Source organism: Caulobacter sp. GW821-FHT05F04, from assembly GCF_059419665.1.
In genome coordinates, this window is sequence record NZ_JBWKSF010000009.1 from 183,080 (window position 1) to 198,147 (window position 15,068).

At 68.4% G+C, this 15,068-nt stretch carries 18 protein-coding genes; 7 read left to right on the forward strand and 11 right to left on the reverse strand.

The features are described 5' to 3' along the window. Nucleotides 1-12: 12 nt before the first annotated feature. From AC07R7_RS21805 to AC07R7_RS21830, 6 genes are read right to left on the reverse strand one after another with little or no spacing between them, the layout of a single operon-like run. On the reverse strand, nt 13-339 hold the full coding sequence (locus AC07R7_RS21805) for a phosphoribosyl-ATP diphosphatase (RefSeq protein ID WP_492838984.1): 327 nt from the start codon (nt 337-339) through the stop codon (nt 13-15). Beyond that, the gene (gene hisF / locus AC07R7_RS21810) at nt 336-1,112 is read right to left on the reverse strand and encodes an imidazole glycerol phosphate synthase subunit HisF (RefSeq protein WP_492838985.1); all 777 of its coding nucleotides are present in this window, start codon (nt 1,110-1,112) and stop codon (nt 336-338) included. Before hisF ends, AC07R7_RS21805 begins: the two co-directional genes overlap by 4 nt. Beyond that, nucleotides 1,112-1,846, reverse strand: a complete 735-nt coding sequence (gene hisA, locus AC07R7_RS21815) for a 1-(5-phosphoribosyl)-5-[(5-phosphoribosylamino)methylideneamino]imidazole-4-carboxamide isomerase (RefSeq protein ID WP_199170688.1) — start codon at nt 1,844-1,846, stop codon at nt 1,112-1,114. Before hisA ends, hisF begins: the two co-directional genes overlap by 1 nt. After that, nucleotides 1,834-2,475 carry an imidazole glycerol phosphate synthase subunit HisH gene (gene hisH, locus AC07R7_RS21820; RefSeq protein ID WP_492887302.1) on the reverse strand — a complete coding sequence of 214 codons (642 nt, stop codon included), beginning with the start codon at nt 2,473-2,475 and terminating at the stop codon, nt 1,834-1,836. The genes hisA and hisH overlap by 13 nt, the downstream gene beginning before the upstream one ends. Nucleotides 2,476-2,484: 9 nt before the next feature. Continuing rightward, complete coding sequence (hisB, locus tag AC07R7_RS21825; protein WP_492838991.1) at nt 2,485-3,075, reverse strand: imidazoleglycerol-phosphate dehydratase HisB; 591 nt, start codon at nt 3,073-3,075, stop codon at nt 2,485-2,487. A gap of 24 nt (nt 3,076-3,099) precedes the next feature. Then, complete coding sequence (locus tag AC07R7_RS21830) at nt 3,100-4,089, reverse strand: adenosine kinase (protein WP_492887301.1); 990 nt, start codon at nt 4,087-4,089, stop codon at nt 3,100-3,102. A 146-nt stretch (nt 4,090-4,235) separates the two neighbouring features. On the opposite strand from AC07R7_RS21830, the gene AC07R7_RS21835 reads away from it, so the two are divergent. Beyond that, on the forward strand, nt 4,236-5,093 hold the full coding sequence (locus AC07R7_RS21835; RefSeq protein ID WP_492887300.1) for an ATP-grasp domain-containing protein: 858 nt from the start codon (nt 4,236-4,238) through the stop codon (nt 5,091-5,093). Here the strand turns inward: AC07R7_RS21835 and nth are convergent. Next, complete coding sequence (nth, locus tag AC07R7_RS21840) at nt 5,090-5,797, reverse strand: endonuclease III (protein ID WP_494636626.1); 708 nt, start codon at nt 5,795-5,797, stop codon at nt 5,090-5,092. The genes AC07R7_RS21835 and nth overlap by 4 nt on opposite strands. A gap of 69 nt (nt 5,798-5,866) precedes the next feature. Here nth and AC07R7_RS21845 point away from each other — a divergent pair, with 69 nt between their 5' ends. Together AC07R7_RS21845 and AC07R7_RS21850 are read left to right on the forward strand one after the other, a co-directional pair. Next, nucleotides 5,867-6,343, forward strand: a complete 477-nt coding sequence (locus AC07R7_RS21845; protein ID WP_494636566.1) for a DUF2244 domain-containing protein — start codon at nt 5,867-5,869, stop codon at nt 6,341-6,343. A 73-nt stretch (nt 6,344-6,416) separates the two neighbouring features. Continuing rightward, nucleotides 6,417-7,319, forward strand: coding sequence for a methylated-DNA--[protein]-cysteine S-methyltransferase (locus AC07R7_RS21850; RefSeq protein ID WP_494636567.1), 903 nt, complete (start codon nt 6,417-6,419; stop codon nt 7,317-7,319). A gap of 111 nt (nt 7,320-7,430) precedes the next feature. Here AC07R7_RS21850 and hslU read toward each other — a convergent pair whose 3' ends face one another. The 3 genes from hslU to hslV form a co-directional block, all read right to left on the reverse strand. Then, a complete protein-coding gene (hslU, locus tag AC07R7_RS21855) occupies nt 7,431-8,726 on the reverse strand; it encodes an ATP-dependent protease ATPase subunit HslU (RefSeq protein ID WP_494636568.1) in 1,296 nt (431 codons plus the stop codon). After that, a complete protein-coding gene (locus AC07R7_RS21860) occupies nt 8,723-9,562 on the reverse strand; it encodes a DUF4440 domain-containing protein (protein ID WP_494636569.1) in 840 nt (279 codons plus the stop codon). Before AC07R7_RS21860 ends, hslU begins: the two co-directional genes overlap by 4 nt. A gap of 84 nt (nt 9,563-9,646) precedes the next feature. Beyond that, on the reverse strand, nt 9,647-10,246 hold the full coding sequence (gene hslV, locus AC07R7_RS21865) for an ATP-dependent protease subunit HslV (RefSeq protein ID WP_494636570.1): 600 nt from the start codon (nt 10,244-10,246) through the stop codon (nt 9,647-9,649). 5 nt (nt 10,247-10,251) lie between these two features. Between hslV and AC07R7_RS21870 the strand changes: the two genes are divergently transcribed. From AC07R7_RS21870 to AC07R7_RS21885, 4 genes are all read left to right on the forward strand, one after another. Then, the gene (locus tag AC07R7_RS21870) at nt 10,252-10,989 is read left to right on the forward strand and encodes a HesA/MoeB/ThiF family protein (protein ID WP_494636571.1); all 738 of its coding nucleotides are present in this window, start codon (nt 10,252-10,254) and stop codon (nt 10,987-10,989) included. Nucleotides 10,990-11,047: 58 nt separating this feature from the next. Then, a complete protein-coding gene (locus AC07R7_RS21875; RefSeq protein ID WP_494636572.1) occupies nt 11,048-12,010 on the forward strand; it encodes an alpha/beta fold hydrolase in 963 nt (320 codons plus the stop codon). Between the two features lie 79 nt (nt 12,011-12,089). Beyond that, entirely contained in the window at nt 12,090-13,604 is a 1,515-nt protein-coding gene (gene scpC, locus AC07R7_RS21880; protein ID WP_492839007.1) for a succinyl-CoA:acetate CoA-transferase ScpC, read from the forward strand. An 82-nt stretch (nt 13,605-13,686) separates the two neighbouring features. Then, nucleotides 13,687-14,070, forward strand: coding sequence for a group II truncated hemoglobin (locus AC07R7_RS21885; protein ID WP_492887293.1), 384 nt, complete (start codon nt 13,687-13,689; stop codon nt 14,068-14,070). Between the two features lie 4 nt (nt 14,071-14,074). Here the strand turns inward: AC07R7_RS21885 and AC07R7_RS21890 are convergent, their stop codons facing one another. Then, entirely contained in the window at nt 14,075-15,061 is a 987-nt protein-coding gene (locus AC07R7_RS21890; RefSeq protein ID WP_492887292.1) for a 2-hydroxyacid dehydrogenase, read from the reverse strand. Nucleotides 15,062-15,068: the final 7 nt, after the last annotated feature.

A 15,068-nucleotide genomic window follows, 5' to 3' on the forward strand; every position in this document is an offset into this window, starting at 1 on the left:
GCTTCGGGCCCCTCAGCTCTTCCGCGAAGCTTTTTCCGCGATGCCTGAGGTCCCTTCGCGGGCCTCCAGCTTCTCGGCCACGGCGTCCAGGGACACCCCCGACGCCGCCATCAGCGCCAGCCAGTGGTAGAGTAGGTCGGCGCTCTCCGCCGCCAGGGCGTCCGGATCCTGAGCCACAGCGGCGATCACCGTCTCGACGGCTTCCTCGCCCAGCTTCTTGGCGGCCAGGGCGGGGTCGTTGAGAAGCTTGGCGGTGTAGGACACCGACGGATCACCGCCCTTGCGGGCCGCGATCGTGGCGGCGAGGCGTTGCAGGACGTCAGTCAGGCGCTGGCTCATGCGGCGCTCCGGTCCAGGCGCACGGGGATGCCGGCGTCGGCCATGGCCTGCTTGGCCTCGCCGATGCTGATCTCGCCGAAGTGAAAGATCGAGGCGGCCAGCACGGCGGCGGCGTGGCCGTCGCGGGCGGCTTCGACCAGGTGTTCGGTGGTCCCCGCGCCGCCCGAGGCGATCACTGGCACGGACACCGCGCTGGTCACGGCCTTCAGCAGCGGGATGTCGTAGCCGATCTTGGCCCCGTCGCGGTCCATCGAGGTCAGCAGGATCTCGCCCGCGCCGCGTTCCACGACCTTGGCGGCCCAGTCGACCACGTCGAGGCCGGTGTCCTTGCGGCCGCCATAGGTCCAGACGTTCCAGCCCGAGCCGTCCTCGCGCAGCTTGGCGTCGATGGCCACGACCACGCACTGGGCCCCGAAGGCGTCGGCGCCGGCGGCGATCAGGTCGGGGTTCTCGACGGCGGCGGTGTTGGTCGAGACCTTGTCGGCCCCGGCCAGCAGCAGGCGGCGCATGTCCGACACCTGACGCACGCCCCCGCCCACCGAGACAGGCATGAAGCAGACCTCGGCGGTGCGGGAGATGACGTCCAGGATCAGGCCGCGGCCCTCGCTGGAGGCGGTGATGTCCAGGAACATCAGCTCGTCGGCGCCGGCCGCGTCATAGGCGCGGGCCTGCTCCACCGGATCGCCGGCGTCGCGCAGGGAGACGAAGTTGACCCCCTTGACCACCCGCCCGTCCTTCACGTCGAGGCAGGGAATGATCCGGGTCTTCAGCATCAGGCGGCCGCCGCGATCAGGGCTTCGGACGGCTTGATCGTGCCGGCGTAGAGCGAGCGGCCCAGGATGGCGCCGGCGATCTCGACACCCGGACGGGCCTTGAGGCGCTCGATGTCGGCGACAGCGGCCACGCCGCCGGAGGCGATGACGGGAATGGAGACCGCGTCGGCCAGTTCGCCCACGCCCTCGACATTGACGCCGGTCAGGGCGCCGTCGCGGCTGATGTCGGTGATGATCAGGGCGGCGACGCCGACGTCCTCGAAGCGGCGCGACAGGTCGATCGCCGACAGGTCCGACAGGCCGGTCCAGCCGTCGATGGCGACCTTGCCGTCACGCACGTCGACGGCCACGGCGATCTGCTCGGGCCACAGGCGCGCGGCCTTGCGGACCAGGTCCGGGTCGTGGACGGCCACTGTGCCGAGGATGACGCGGCTGACGCCGGCCTCGATCCAGGCCTCGACGCCTTCCAGCGTGCGGATGCCGCCGCCCAGCTGCACGGGGATCGAGATCGACTCCAGGATCGACTCGACGGCGGCGGTGTTGACCGACTTGCCCTCGATGGCGCCGTTCAGGTCGACGACGTGCAGCCACGAGAAGCCGTCCTTGACGAAGCGCTGGGCCTGGTCGGCGGGCGAGGTGTTGAAGACCGTGGCCTTCTCCATGTCGCCGTGCAGCAGGCGCACGCACTGGCCGTCCTTCAGGTCGATGGCGGGATAGAGGATCATGGGCGCCATTCCAGGAAGTTGGCGAGCAGGGCGAGCCCTGAGGCTTGTGACTTTTCGGGGTGAAACTGTACGCCCGCGACATTGTCCTTGGCCACCGCCGCGACGAACGGGCCGCCGTGGTCGGTGGTGGCCACGACATCGGCCGGGTCGGCCGCGTCCAGGGCGAAGGAGTTGGCGTAGTACATGTGGGCGCCGTCCTCGATCCCCGCGAACAGGGCGTGAGGGCGGACGAAGCTGATGGCGTTCCAGCCCATGTGCGGGATGGTCAGCGAAGGATCGTTCGGCGCGAGCTTCTTCACCTGGCCGGCGATCCAGTCCAGGCCCGGCGTGACGCCGAACTCCAGGCCTTCGGTCGCCAGCAGCTGGTGGCCGACGCAGATGCCCATGAAGGGGACACCGCGGCCGTGCACGGCGTGGTTCATCGCCTCGTAGACGCCGGTGGCGTCCAGGCCCGCGCGGCACGAGGCGAAGGCCCCGACGCCGGGCAGGAAGACACGGTCGGCCTCGGCGACGAGGTCGGGGTCGGCGGTGACGACGATCTCGGCGTCGAGCGCGCGGCGACGGGCCGCCTCACGCAGGGCCTTCTCGGCCGAACGCAGGTTGCCCGACCCGTAGTCGATCAGGGCGACGGTCTGCATGGAGGATCCTTACAGCACGCCCTTGGTGGACGGAGCCTGGCCGCCGGTCTTCGGGTCGATCTCGACCGCCTGACGCAGCGCCCGGGCGAGGGCCTTGAAGCCGCTTTCGGCCACATGGTGGGTGTTATCGCCGTACAGGGTCTCCAGATGGACGCACGCCCCGACGTTCATGGCGAACGCGTGGTGGAACTCCTTGAAGAGCTCGGTGTCCATCTCGCCGACCTTGGGCCGCTTGAAGTCGACCTTCCAGATCAGATACGGCCGGTTGGAGAGATCGATGGCGCAGCGCGTCAGGGTCTCGTCCATCGGGATATAGGCGTGGCCGAAGCGCCGGACGCCCTTGAAGCCGTCCAACGCCTGCTTGATCGCCAAGCCGAGAACGATGCCCGTGTCCTCGACCGTGTGGTGCATGTCGATATGCAGGTCGCCCTTGGTCTCGACCTTGAGGTCGAAGCCGCCGTGGCGCGCGAAGCTCTCCAGCATATGGTCGTAGAAACCGATGCCGGTGGAGATCGTCGAGGCGCCGGTCCCGTCGAGATCGATCCAGACCCGGATCTGGGTCTCCTTCGTCTCGCGGACCACTTCAGCGGTGCGGGCCATTGAAATCCTACAGTCCGTTCTTGCCTAAAGACCGTTTTGGGCGGCCAGCTCGCGCAGGGAAACCTGCGGGCGCGGACCGTAGTGATCGATCACCTCGGCGGCGGCCAGGGAGCCCAGCTGGCCACAGACCGGCAGCGCGAGACCCTGGGTGAGGCCGTAGAGGAAACCTGCGGCGTATTGGTCGCCCGCGCCGGTCGTGTCCACGATTTTTTCCACGGGGTAGGCCGAGATTTCGTGAAGTTGCCCGCCCGAGGCCACGACCGAACCCTTTTCGCTGCGGGTGACGGCGGCGATCTCGACCATCTCGGTCAGCGCCTTGGTCGCGGCGTCGAAGTCGTCGGTCTCGAACAGAGCGCAGACCTCGGCGGCGTTGGCGAAGACGATGTCGCACTGGGTCTGGATGAAGCCCAGCAGGCCGGCGCGGTGGCGTTCGACCACGAAGCTGTCCGACAGGGTGATCGCGATCTTGCGGCCGGCGCCGTGGGCCAGGGCGGCGGCCTTGGCGAAGGCGCGGCGGGCTTCCGGCGGATCGAACAGATAGCCTTCCAGATAAGAGACCTGGGCGGCCTCGATGATCTCGGGATCGACGTCGGCGCTGGACAGCTCGACGCAGGCGCCGAGATAGGTCGACATGGTGCGCTGGGCGTCGGCGGTGACGTTGATCAGGCTCTGGGCGGTGGCCGGACCTTCGGCCAGCGAGGGCGTGGTGAACACGCAGCCGATCGCCTTCATATCGTGGCGAAACACGCGGCCCAGCTGGTCATCGGCGACCTTGCCGATATAGGCGGCTCTGCCGCCGAAGCTGGCGATGCCGGCCATGGTGTTGGCGACGCTGCCGCCCGAGGCCTCGATGCCGGAGGCCATGGCGTCATAGAGGCTCGCGGCCCGCGCCGGGTCGATCAGGGCCATCGAGCCCTTGGTCAGGCCTTCCTGGGCGAGGAAGGCGTCGTCGCACTGAGCGATGACGTCGACGATGGCGTTGCCGATGCCGGCGACGTCGTAGAGCGCGGTCATGGAGCGGAACAAACCTTTGAAAGAACAGGGCGGGGAAGCCACAAACACTTGGCGATTAAAGGAAGTGGGGGCTCAAGGCAACGCAAGGCTTGCCGCGCGTGTCGCGACATCTTAGCTGCGAGGCTTCGTTGAACGCGAGTATGCCGATGGCCGACGTCCTGATCCTGGTCCCCGCCCGCGACGAGCACCGCTACGGCGACAGCTGGGCGTCGCTGCTGGAGCGGCTGGCGACGCCGCTGCGCCGCCACGGTCTGACCATCGCCGCCCAGCCATGGACGGATCCGGTGAGCAAGGATCAGGCGCGTCTGGTCATGCCGTCCCTGGCCTGGGGCTATCATGCGCGCCAGGCCGACTGGTTCGCCCAACTCGATGCGTTCGAAGCCGCCGGCTTGCGCATGGTCAATCCGCCATCGGTGCTACGCTGGAACTCGACCAAGACCTATCTGGTCGAGCTGGCGGAGAAAGGCGCGCCGGTGGTGCCGACCCACGCCCACGACATTCTGACGCTGGAGCATGTCGAGGCCGCCTTCGACGCTTTCGGGGTGGACGAGGTGGTGGTCAAGCCGCAGATCTCGGCCGGCTCGCACGAGACCATCCGGGTCAAGCGCCACGGTTCGCTTCAAGGCGGACCCACGGGTCCGGCCCTGATCCAGCCGTTCCTGCCGGCGGTCGGGGAAGAGGGCGAGCTTTCCCTGTTCTATTTCGACGGCGTCTTCAGCCACGCCGTGGCCAAGGTCGCCGTGGAGGGCGACTTCCGCGTCCAGCCGCAGTTCGGCGGCAGGGTGACCGAGATCGCGCCTGAGCCCGAGGCCTTGCGCGCGGCCGAGATGGTGCTGGAGGCGGCCGGCGCGCCGCTGACCTATGCCCGCGTGGATCTGATCCGGGGCCTGGAGCACACCCCGCAGCTGATGGAGCTGGAGGCCATCGAGCCGGACCTGTTCCTCGAACATGCGCATGACCACGGCGAGGCTTTCGCCCGGGCGGTGCTCAGGGCGCTCGGCTAGGCCCCCAGGAACAATTCCCGCGAGGGACACAGATCGCTGATCTTGCAGATCTCGCACTTGGGTCGCCGCGCCACGCAGACATAGCGTCCGTGCAGGATCAGCCAGTGGTGCGCCCGGGTCTGGTAGGGCGGGGGGACGATCCGCATCAGGTCCTGTTCGACCACGTCGGGCGTCTTGCCGGCCGACAGCTTCAGGCGGTGCGAGACGCGGAAGACGTGGGTGTCGACGGCGATGGCCGGCTCGATGTCCAGCTCGTTCAGCACCACGCTGGCGGTCTTGCGGCCCACGCCGGGCAGGGCTTCCAGATCTTCGCGGTTCAGCGGGACCTGACCGCCGTGCTTGTCCATCAGGATGTGGGCGGCGGCGATGACGTTCTTGGCCTTGGTGCGGAACAGGCCGATGGACGCGATGTACTTGATCAGCCCATCCTCGCCGAGTTCCAGCATCTTCTCGGCGCTGTCGGCGACCTGGAACAGCGGGCCGGTGGCCTTGTTAACCTGGACGTCGGTGGCCTGGGCCGAAAGGGCCACGGCGGTCACCAGTTCGTAGGGGTTGGCGTAGTTGAGCTCGGTCTTGGGATGCGGCTCCAGGCTCTCGAAGCGCTTGAACAGGATCTCGACCCGCTCGCGTTCGGCGGGGCTGATGCGCTTTTGGGCGGGCTTCTTTTTCTTCGCGAGCACGGGCTTGGCCATGGCGCGGACCATGCCGTGATGCGCCTGAAACGCCAAGAAGGACGGCTCGCCAAGCGCCAGGGACGGTCCTAAAATCCCGCCATGGCCCTACCGATCTACATGGACCGCGTGATCGCGCCCCACCGCTCGCTGACGCCGCGGGGCGCCGTGGTGCTGTTGGCGGTGGTCATGGCCTTCAACGTGATGGTGGCGATCTTCCTGCTGGTGGTCGGCGCGCCGCCGGTTCTGCCGTTCCTGGGACTGGACGTCCTGGCCCTGTGGCTGGCGCTGCGGGCCTCGGATCGCGCCGCCCGCCGGGTGGAGCGGGTCCAGGTCACGGCGGAGGCCGTCACGGTAAGCCGCGAGGACGAGAAGGGCGCACGCACCGTCTGGACCTCGCCAACCGCCTTCACCCGCGTCGGCGTCGACCATCTTGGCGAGCACGAGACCCGCGTCCGCCTGATGATCTATCGCAAGCGCCTGACCCTGGCCCGGTCGCTCAGTCCCGACGAGCGGACCCGCTTCGCCAGCGCCTTGCAGGACGCCATCCGCGCGGCCCGAAACGAGCGCTGGTCATGACCGCCCCGAAACCGACCGCCCAGACACCAACAGCAAGAACCGGGCGGACACCGTTTTCCGCGGGCCGTAGCCTATGAGCATGGCATACGACGCATCCCCTATCGCGACCGCGATCCCGGAGACGGCCAGCCAGGAGCTGGTTCGTCTGGCCGAACGCTCGGTCGACTATCATCGCATGGCCAAGGCGCTCGACTGGCTGGCCGAGCGGTGGTCGGATCATCCTTCGCTGGACGAGGCGGCCCAGGCCGTGGGCCTGTCGCCGTTCCACTTCCAGCGCGTCTTCACCCGCTGGGCTGGGGTCAGCCCCAAGAGCTTCGTCTCGGCCATCGCCCACGCCGAGGCCCGACGCTCGCTGGAGGCCGGCGGCACGGTCCTGGACGCGGCCTTTGACGCCGGGTTGTCAGGCCCTTCGCGGCTGCACGACCTGTTCATCGCCCAAGAGGCCGCGACGCCCGGCGAGGTGCGTCGGCGCGGGGCGGGGATGCGGCTGCGCTGGGGCTGGGCTCCGACGCCGTTCGGCAAGGGCCTGTTCGTGATGGCCGATCGCGGCCTGGCGGGCCTGGCCTTCTCGGACGGCGACGACGAGGCGACCTTCGCCGACATGCATCGCCGCTTCCCGGCCGCCGACTGGCGGCGCGACGACGAAGCCGCCCAGGCCACGGCGATCCACGCCTTTACGGGCGGGGAAGGGCCGTTGCCGGTGGTGCTGATCGGCTCGCCCTACCATGTGCAGGTCTGGAAGGCCCTGCTGCGGATCCCGGCCGGCGAGACCGCCACCTACGGCCAGGTCGCCTGCTGGGCCGGCAAGCCCAAGGCCTTCCAGGCCACCGGCGGCGCGATCGGGGCCAATCCGATCTCGCTGCTGATCCCCTGTCACCGGGCGATCGGCAAGAGCGGCAAGCTGACCGGCTACCACTGGGGCCTGGCGCGCAAGGCGGCGATCCTCGGGATGGAGGCGGTCGCGGTCGCCTCATGAACCCAGGGTCCGTCCTCGCCCTTCGACAGGCTCAGGGTGAGGACTACTCTTGCCGCCGATCAGTAGAAAACCTCACCCTGAGCTTGTCGAAGGGCGGGGTTTTCGGTCGCCCTAGAGGATGAACCGGCTCAGGTCGGCGTTGGCCGCCAGGGCGCCGATGCGCTCCTGCACATAGGCCGCGTCGATCGCCACGGTCTCGCCGCTACGATCGGCCGCCGAGAAGCTGATCTCCTCGACCACCTTCTCCAGGATCGTCTGCAGCCGCCTGGCGCCAATGTTCTCGACCGAGTTGTTCACGGCCACGGCCGCGTCGGCCAGAGCGTCGATGGCTTCGTCGGTGAAGGTCAGGGTCACGCCCTCGGTCAGCATCAGAGCCTGGTGCTGGCGGATCAGGTTGGCCTCCGGCTCGGTCAGGATTCGGCGCATGTCGTCGCGCGACAGGCCCTTCAGCTCGACGCGGATCGGCAGGCGGCCCTGCAGCTCGGGCAGCAGGTCCGACGGCTTGGCGACGTGGAAGGCGCCCGAGGCGATGAACAGGATGTGGTCGGTCTTCACGGGCCCGTACTTGGTCGAGACCGTGGTACCCTCGATCAGCGGCAGCAGATCGCGCTGCACGCCCTCGCGGGAGACGTCGGCGCCCGAGCGCTGGGCGCTGCTGGCGACCTTGTCGATCTCGTCCAGGAAGACGATGCCGTGGTTCTCGGTCAGCTCCAGGGCCTCTTGAGTCAGGGCTTCCTGGTCGAGCAGCTTGTCGCTTTCCTCGGCGATCAGCGGGGCCCAGGCTCCGGTGACGGAGGTCTTGTGGGTCTTGGTGCGACCGCCGCCGAACGACTTCATCATTTCCGACAGGTTCAGCACCTGTGCGCCGGGCTGGCCGGGGATCTCGAAGCTGGCGCCGCTGCCCGTGTCGGCCAGCTGCAGCTCGATTTCCTTATCGTCCAGCTCGCCGGCGCGGAGCTTCTTGCGGAAACTGTCGCGGGCGGCGGTCGAGCCGGGGCCGGTCATGGCGTCGAGGATGCGCTCCTCGGCGGCGGCTTCCGCTTTCGCCTTCACGGCGGCGCGGCGCTTGTCGCGGACCATGGCCAGGGCGCTTTCCACGAGATCGCGGACGATCTGGTCGACGTCGCGGCCGACATAGCCGACCTCGGTGAACTTGGTGGCCTCGACCTTGAGGAACGGCGCCTGGGCCAGCTTGGCCAGGCGGCGGGCGATCTCGGTCTTGCCGACGCCGGTGGGGCCGATCAGCAGGATGTTCTTGGGGGTGACCTCGTCACGCAGATCGGCCGGCACGCGCCGCCGGCGCCAGCGGTTGCGCAAGGCCACGGCGACGGCCTTCTTGGCCTCGGCGTGACCGACGATGTAGCGGTCCAGTTCGGAAACGATCTCGCGGGGGGAAAACTCGGTCATCGGTCGTTGATCAGGGTCTCGAAGATCAGGCGCCACCCGTTGGGCCGCCTTTGCCAGACATGCATATAGTGCGCGGCGACGGCTTTTTGACCCTCCGACCACGCGGCTTCGCCATGAGTCCAGACGAAATCGCCGGCCTTGGAGGCGCCGCCGCCCCGTAAGGTCAGGGTCATGGCCGTCGGACGCTGTTGCAAGCGTTCCGCGATCGCCGTTGGGAGCAAGGCGCGAGTTCCGCGCGGACCGATCAAATGGGCGTCGGCCGACAGAACGGCCTTGTAAGCCAGGGGCGCGTCTTTCTCGGCCGATTGGCTCAGCATCGTCTCGGCCGCCCGCACGGCGTCGAAGGCCTTGGCGGCCGAGCCTTCGCCAGTCTTGGACATTGGCCCTTTCCGCGCCGGCGTCGTCTGGACGGGGGCCGAGACCGGGTCGGCGGCGCTGCCGCCGTCATAGATCCAGCGCCAGACATTGTCGGCGTCCTTGCGCCAGATGCTGGCGTACCAGCCGCCCGGCTTGCCTTCGAAAAAGGACGGGCCGGTGGAAAGGGCCAGGTCTCCGGACCTGGCGGCGACCACCCACGCCGGCCACCATTCCAGCTTGGGCCCATTGTCGCCCGCCCGACTTTCGTAGAAGGCGCGAGCGTTGGCCGGCGTGGGCGTGAAGATGATGGCGTCGTCGGCCATATGCTTCAGGAACGCTCGCTTCACGCCAAGGGTCAGGCCGTCGGCCGCGAAGGCGCGCTCGGCGGCCTCCACCTGGTCGGCGGGGTTCTTGGACTCGGCCTGAACGGCGCCGGCGCCGGCCAACGCAACGCAAGCGATCAAAAGGGTCTTCAGCATGGCGGAATCCTCCCCGCGCCTAGCCAAGCGTCGGGAGAATGTGCCGCGCATCTCGTTTGCGACGAAACCCCGCTGGGCCTCGCCCTAAAGCGCTTCGACCGTGAGATTGCCGTTGGTGTAGACGCAGATCTCGGCGGCGATGGCCATCGCCTTGCGAGCGATCTCCTCGGCCGAAAGATTCTGGTCGATTAGCGCCTTACCCGCCGCCAAGGCATAATTTCCGCCCGAGCCGATCGCCGCCACGGCGTTGCCGTCGGCGCTCTCGCCCGGTTCCAGCACGTCGCCGACGCCGGTGACGGTGTAGATGGCGGTCTTGTCGGCCACCAGCAGCATGGCTTCCAGCCGGCGCAGATAGCGGTCGGTCCGCCAGTCCTTGGCCAGATCCACGCAGGCGCGGGCCAGCTGGTCGGGATATTGCTCCAGCTTGGCCTCGAGGCGCTCGATCAGGGTGAAGGCGTCGGCCGTGGCCCCGGCGAAGCCGGCCACCACCTTGCCGCCGGCCAGCCGTCGCACCTTGCGGGCGTTGCCCTTGACGACGGTTGGGCCCATGGAGACCTGTCCGTCGCCGGCGATCACCGTCTGTCCGTTCTTGCGCACCGCCAGAATGGTCGTGCCGTGCCAGTCGGGGAAGGAATTGCTGCTTTGCATGGCTTCGCATGTGGCGAGGCCGGGCCGGAGGGTCAAGCGCCATGAGTTTTTCAGAAGCCGAGGTCGAGCGCTACGCCCGCCATCTGGTGCTTCGCGAAGTCGGCGGTCCGGGTCAGCAAAAGCTGAAAGGCGCGCGCGTGCTGATGGTCGGGGCCGGGGGCCTGGGCGCGCCGGCGGCGCTGTATCTGGCCGCGGCCGGGATTGGAACGATCGGCCTGGTGGATCCCGACGCCGTCTCGCTGTCGAACCTGCAGCGCCAGGTGCTCTACGCCACCGCCGATGTCGGCCGGCCCAAGGTCGAGGCGGCGGTCGAGCGTCTGGCCGCCCTGAACCCGCACACCGTCGTGGAAACCCATCCGGTATGGCTGGACTCCGCCAATGCCGGCGACATCGTCGGCCGGTATGACCTCGTCCTGGACGGCACCGACGACTTCGCCACTCGCTTCGCCGTCAGCGACGCCTGCCTGGTCCACGGCAAGCCACTGGTCAGCGGGGCCCTGGGGCGCTGGACCGGTCAGGTCGGGGTGTTCCACGGCAGGCCGTGCTACCGTTGCCTGGTGCCGGAAACCCCGCCGGACGCCGAGACCTGCGCCTTGGTCGGCGTGGTCGGCGCGCTGGCGGGGGTGATCGGATCGATGATGGCCCTGGAGGCGATCAAGCTGGTCGTCGGCGCAGGCGAACCCTTGTCGGGCAAGCTTTTGATCTATGACGCCCTTTCGGCCGAAACCCGCACCGTGCGGATCGGGGCCGATCCCCATTGTCCGTCGTGCGGCGCTTGACGCGGAACGACGTTCGTCCAAATTCCGAAGCTGGGGTTCAGGCGCCGGGAGGGGCGGGATGAAGACGCTGGCGCGCGGCCTCGCGACCGCTCTTGGACTGATCGTGGTGCTGGCGACCGCCGGCTGGCTTCTGCTGCAGCGGCCGGACATACCCTACGCCGCGCTGGAAGCGCGGTATGGCTACGCCGATTCCCGGTACATGGACCTGCCGGGCGGCGTTCGGGCGCACTATCGCGATCTCGGCCCGCGCGAGGCCCCGGCCGTCGTGCTGGTGCATGGCTTCTCGGCCTCGACCCATGCCTGGGACGCGTGGGCCAAGGCGCTGTCGAGCGATTACCGCGTGGTTGTCCTCGACCTGCCCGGCCATGGCTTGACCCGTACGCCCCTGGGCTATGCGGCCGGGCGAGACGGCTTCGACGCTGTTGTCGACGGCGTGACGGGCAAGCTGGGCCTGACCCGCTTTACCCTCGGCGGCAACTCGATGGGCGGCGGGGTGGCCTGGGCCTATGCGCTGAACCATCCGGACAAGGTCCAGCGCCTGGTCCTGGTCGATGCGGCCGGCTGGCCGATGAGCAAGGCCGGAGGGGCCTCGATTTTCGCGATCCTGCGCAATCCGCTGGGACGAAAGCTGTTGCGAAACATCGACGCCCGGCCGCTGGTCGCCCAGGGCCTGCGCGCGGCCTATCTGGATCCCAGGCTGGTCACCCCGGCGCTGATCGATCGCTATGTCGACCTGGCGCGCGCGCCGGGTCACCGGGATATCCTGCTGGGCCTGCAGACCGGCCCGCGCCGCCTGGCCTCGGCGTCCGAGCTGTCGCGGATCCATGTTCCCACCCTGGTGATGTTCGGCCAGGACGATCGGCTGATCCCGGCCCTGGACGGCGAGAAATTCCACAAGGCCATACCGGGCGCGACCCTGATCCTCTATCCGGGAGTCGGCCACGTGCCGATGGAGCAGATTCCGGACCGATCGGTGGCCGATCTGAAGGCGTGGCTGGCGACGCACCCCGTCAGATATTGACCGCTGCGGGCTAATACGGGACAGACACCGGCCCGACGGCCAAGCTAAGCCCTCGGCGTCCTGTACGGAGGCTTTGAAGATGAGCGGATCACGGATCGGACTGGAGAGCCTGGCGGCCAGGATCATGCCGGCCGAGGCGGCCGCGGCGCTGATCGCGCCGGGCGAAACGGTGGGCATGAGCGGCTTCACCGGATCGGGCTATCCCAAGGCCGTGCCGATGGCCCTGGCCAGCCGCATCGAAGCCGAGCACGCGGCTGGAAACCCCTTCCGCCTGAGAGTCTGGACCGGGGCCTCGACGGGGCCGGAGCTGGACGGCGCCCTGGCCAAGGCTGACGGCATCGAATTCCGCTTGCCGTACAACTCCGATCCCATCGCCCGCGACAAGATCAATCGCGGCGAGATGGACTATTTCGACATGCACCTGTCCCAGGTCGCGCCGATGGCCTGGCAGGGGTTCCTGGGTCCGTTGGACACGGCGATCATCGAGGTCAGCGGCATCCGCCCCGACGGCGCGCTGATCCCGTCCTCGTCGGTGGGCAACAACAAGACCTGGATCGACCGGGCCTCGAAGGTGATCCTGGAGGTCAACCGCTGGCAGAACCCGGCGCTGGAAGGGATGCACGACATCTACTACGGCACCGCCCTGCCGCCGAACCGGGTGCCGATCCCTCTGGTGCGGCCCGACCAGCGCATCGGCGAGGCCTATTTCCGCTGCGACCCCTCCAAGATCGTCGCCATCGTCGAGACCGACTCCCCCGACCGCAATCTGCCGTTCGACGCCCCGGGCGAGGACCATCGCGCCATCGCCGGCCACCTCCTGGAATTCTTCCGTCACGAGGTCGCGCGCGGCCGCCTGCCGGCCAGCCTGCTGCCGTTGCAGTCGGGCGTGGGCAACATCGCCAACGCGGTGATGTCGGGCCTGGTCCACGGTCCGTTCGACAACCTGACCGCCTTTACCGAGGTGCTGCAGGACGGGATGCTGGAGCTGATGGAATCCGGCAAGCTGCTGACCGCTTCGGCCACCGCGTTCTCGTTGAGCCCCGAGGCGGCCGCCGCCCTGAACGCCGACATGGCCCGCTTCCGCGATCGGCTGGTGCTGCGGCCCCAGGAGATCAGCAATCACCCCGAGCTGATCCGCCGCCTGGGCTGCATCGCCATGAACGGCATGATCGAGGCCGACATCCACGGGGCGGTGAACTCGACCCACCTGATGGGCTCGCGCATCCAGAACGGCATCGGCGGCAGCGGCGACTTCGCCCGCAACGCCTATGTCTCGATCTTCATGGCCCCCTCGACCGCCAAGGGCGGCAAGATCTCGACCATCGTCCCGAAGGCGCCGCACGTCGACCACATCAATCAGGACGTCCAGATCCTGGTCACCGAACAGGGCCTGGCCGATCTGCGCGGCCTGTCGCCCCGCCAGCGGGCCGAGGTGATCATCGAGAACTGCTCGCACCCGGACTACCGTCCGGCCCTCAAGGACTATCTGGCCCGCGCCCGCCGCGACTCCTACGGCCAGCAATCCCCGACCCTGCTGGACGAGGCCTTCGCCTGGCACCAGCGGTTCGTCGAGACGGGCGACATGCGCGGCTAGGTTCGCGCGACGGGCTTGAGGGGGATCAAGGCGCGGTCGGTCGATCGCGTCGATCCTGCCGGTTTCGAGTCCGGAGCCTTCGATGACCGTTCAACAGACCGCCTTCGACCAGATCGGCGGCGCCGCCCGCGTCGACGCCCTGGTCGAAGCCTTCTACGACCTCGTCGAGACCGACCAGGCCTATGCGGGACTGCGGGCCATGCACGCGCCCGACATGACCAACGTGCGCGCCGCGCTGAAGGGTTGGCTGACCGGCTGGCTGGGCGGCCCGCGCGACTGGTTCGTCGCGAACCCAGGCGTCTGCATGATGTCCATGCACCGCGCGATGCCGATCGACGCCGCCACGGCGGGGCAATGGACGGAGGCGATGCGCCGCGCCTTGGACCAGGTTCAGGTCGATCGCGAGATGGCCGGGGCGCTCAACGACGTCTTCGGGCGCATGGCCGCCAACATGACGACCCGCTGAGCCCTTACAGCATCGCCGGGATCACCCGGTCTGGCGGCCGGTGGCCGTCCATGAAGGTCTTCACGTTGACGATGACCTTCTCGCCCATGTCGATCCGGCCCTCGACCGTCGCCGAGCCCATGTGGGGCAGCAGCACGACATTGGGCAGCTTCAGGAGTTTGGGGTTGATCGCGGGCTCGTGCTCGTAGACGTCGAGGCCCGCGCCGGCGATCTCGCCCTTGGCCAGCATGTTGGCCAGCGCGCCTTCGTCGATCACCTCGCCGCGGGCGGTGTTGACCAGCACCACGTGCGGCCGCAGCAGCTTCAGGCGGCGAGCCGACAGCAGGTGATAGGTGGCCGGGGTGTGTGGGCAGTTGACCGAGACAAAGTCCATCCGGGCCAGCATCTGGTCGAGGCTTTCCCAGTAGGTGCAGCCCAGCTCCTCGGCGATGCGCGGGCTGACGGGCTTGCGGTTGTGATAGTGCACCTGCATGCCGAAGGCCTTGGCGCGCCGAGCCACGGCCTGACCGATGCGGCCCATGCCGATGATGCCCAGGCGCTTGCCCCACAGGCGGCGGCCCAGCATCCAGGTCGGCGACCAGCCGTGGAAGCCGCCGGACTTGACCACCTCGGCGCCTTCGACGATCCGGCGCGAGGCGGCCATGATCAGGGTCATGGTCAGGTCGGCCGTGTCCTCGGTCAGAACCCCCGGCGTATTGGTGACGATGATGCCGCGCGCATTGGCCGTGGCGACGTCGATATTGTCGACGCCGGCCCCGAAATTGGCGATCAGCTTGAGCCGATCGCCGGATCGCGACAGAAGGCGCGAGTCGATACGATCGGTGATCGTCGGCACTAGCACATCGGCGCGGCTCATGGCCTCGACCAGTTCATCCGCCGTCAAGGGTTTGTCGGAGACGTTCAGTTCGGTATCGAACAGTTCGCACATTCGCGTCTCCACCGGATCGGGGAGTTTGCGGGTGACGATGACTTTGAGCTTGCGGGCGGCCATGGGCGGT

Excerpts from the sequence above, each read along its gene's own strand:
- hisH (WP_492887302.1), bottom strand. The coding sequence starts at position 2,475 with ATGCAGACCGTCGCCCTGATCGACTACGGGTCGGGCAACCTGCGTTCG.
- AC07R7_RS21830 (WP_492887301.1), bottom strand. The coding sequence starts at position 4,089 with ATGACCGCGCTCTACGACGTCGCCGGCATCGGCAACGCCATCGTCGAC.
- AC07R7_RS21805 (WP_492838984.1), bottom strand. The coding sequence starts at position 339 with ATGAGCCAGCGCCTGACTGACGTCCTGCAACGCCTCGCCGCCACGATC.
- AC07R7_RS21845 (WP_494636566.1), top strand. The coding sequence starts at position 5,867 with ATGGCCCTACCGATCTACATGGACCGCGTGATCGCGCCCCACCGCTCG.
- hisB (WP_492838991.1), bottom strand. The coding sequence starts at position 3,075 with ATGGCCCGCACCGCTGAAGTGGTCCGCGAGACGAAGGAGACCCAGATC.
- AC07R7_RS21870 (WP_494636571.1), top strand. The coding sequence starts at position 10,252 with ATGAGTTTTTCAGAAGCCGAGGTCGAGCGCTACGCCCGCCATCTGGTG.
- AC07R7_RS21890 (WP_492887292.1), bottom strand. The coding sequence starts at position 15,061 with ATGGCCGCCCGCAAGCTCAAAGTCATCGTCACCCGCAAACTCCCCGAT.
- hisF (WP_492838985.1), bottom strand. The coding sequence starts at position 1,112 with ATGCTGAAGACCCGGATCATTCCCTGCCTCGACGTGAAGGACGGGCGG.
- AC07R7_RS21860 (WP_494636569.1), bottom strand. The coding sequence starts at position 9,562 with ATGCTGAAGACCCTTTTGATCGCTTGCGTTGCGTTGGCCGGCGCCGGC.
- hslU (WP_494636568.1), bottom strand. The coding sequence starts at position 8,726 with ATGACCGAGTTTTCCCCCCGCGAGATCGTTTCCGAACTGGACCGCTAC.
- scpC (WP_492839007.1), top strand. The coding sequence starts at position 12,090 with ATGAGCGGATCACGGATCGGACTGGAGAGCCTGGCGGCCAGGATCATG.
- nth (WP_494636626.1), bottom strand. The coding sequence starts at position 5,797 with ATGGTCCGCGCCATGGCCAAGCCCGTGCTCGCGAAGAAAAAGAAGCCC.
- AC07R7_RS21885 (WP_492887293.1), top strand. The coding sequence starts at position 13,687 with ATGACCGTTCAACAGACCGCCTTCGACCAGATCGGCGGCGCCGCCCGC.
- AC07R7_RS21850 (WP_494636567.1), top strand. The coding sequence starts at position 6,417 with ATGAGCATGGCATACGACGCATCCCCTATCGCGACCGCGATCCCGGAG.
- AC07R7_RS21875 (WP_494636572.1), top strand. The coding sequence starts at position 11,048 with ATGAAGACGCTGGCGCGCGGCCTCGCGACCGCTCTTGGACTGATCGTG.
- AC07R7_RS21835 (WP_492887300.1), top strand. The coding sequence starts at position 4,236 with ATGGCCGACGTCCTGATCCTGGTCCCCGCCCGCGACGAGCACCGCTAC.
- hisA (WP_199170688.1), bottom strand. The coding sequence starts at position 1,846 with ATGGCGCCCATGATCCTCTATCCCGCCATCGACCTGAAGGACGGCCAG.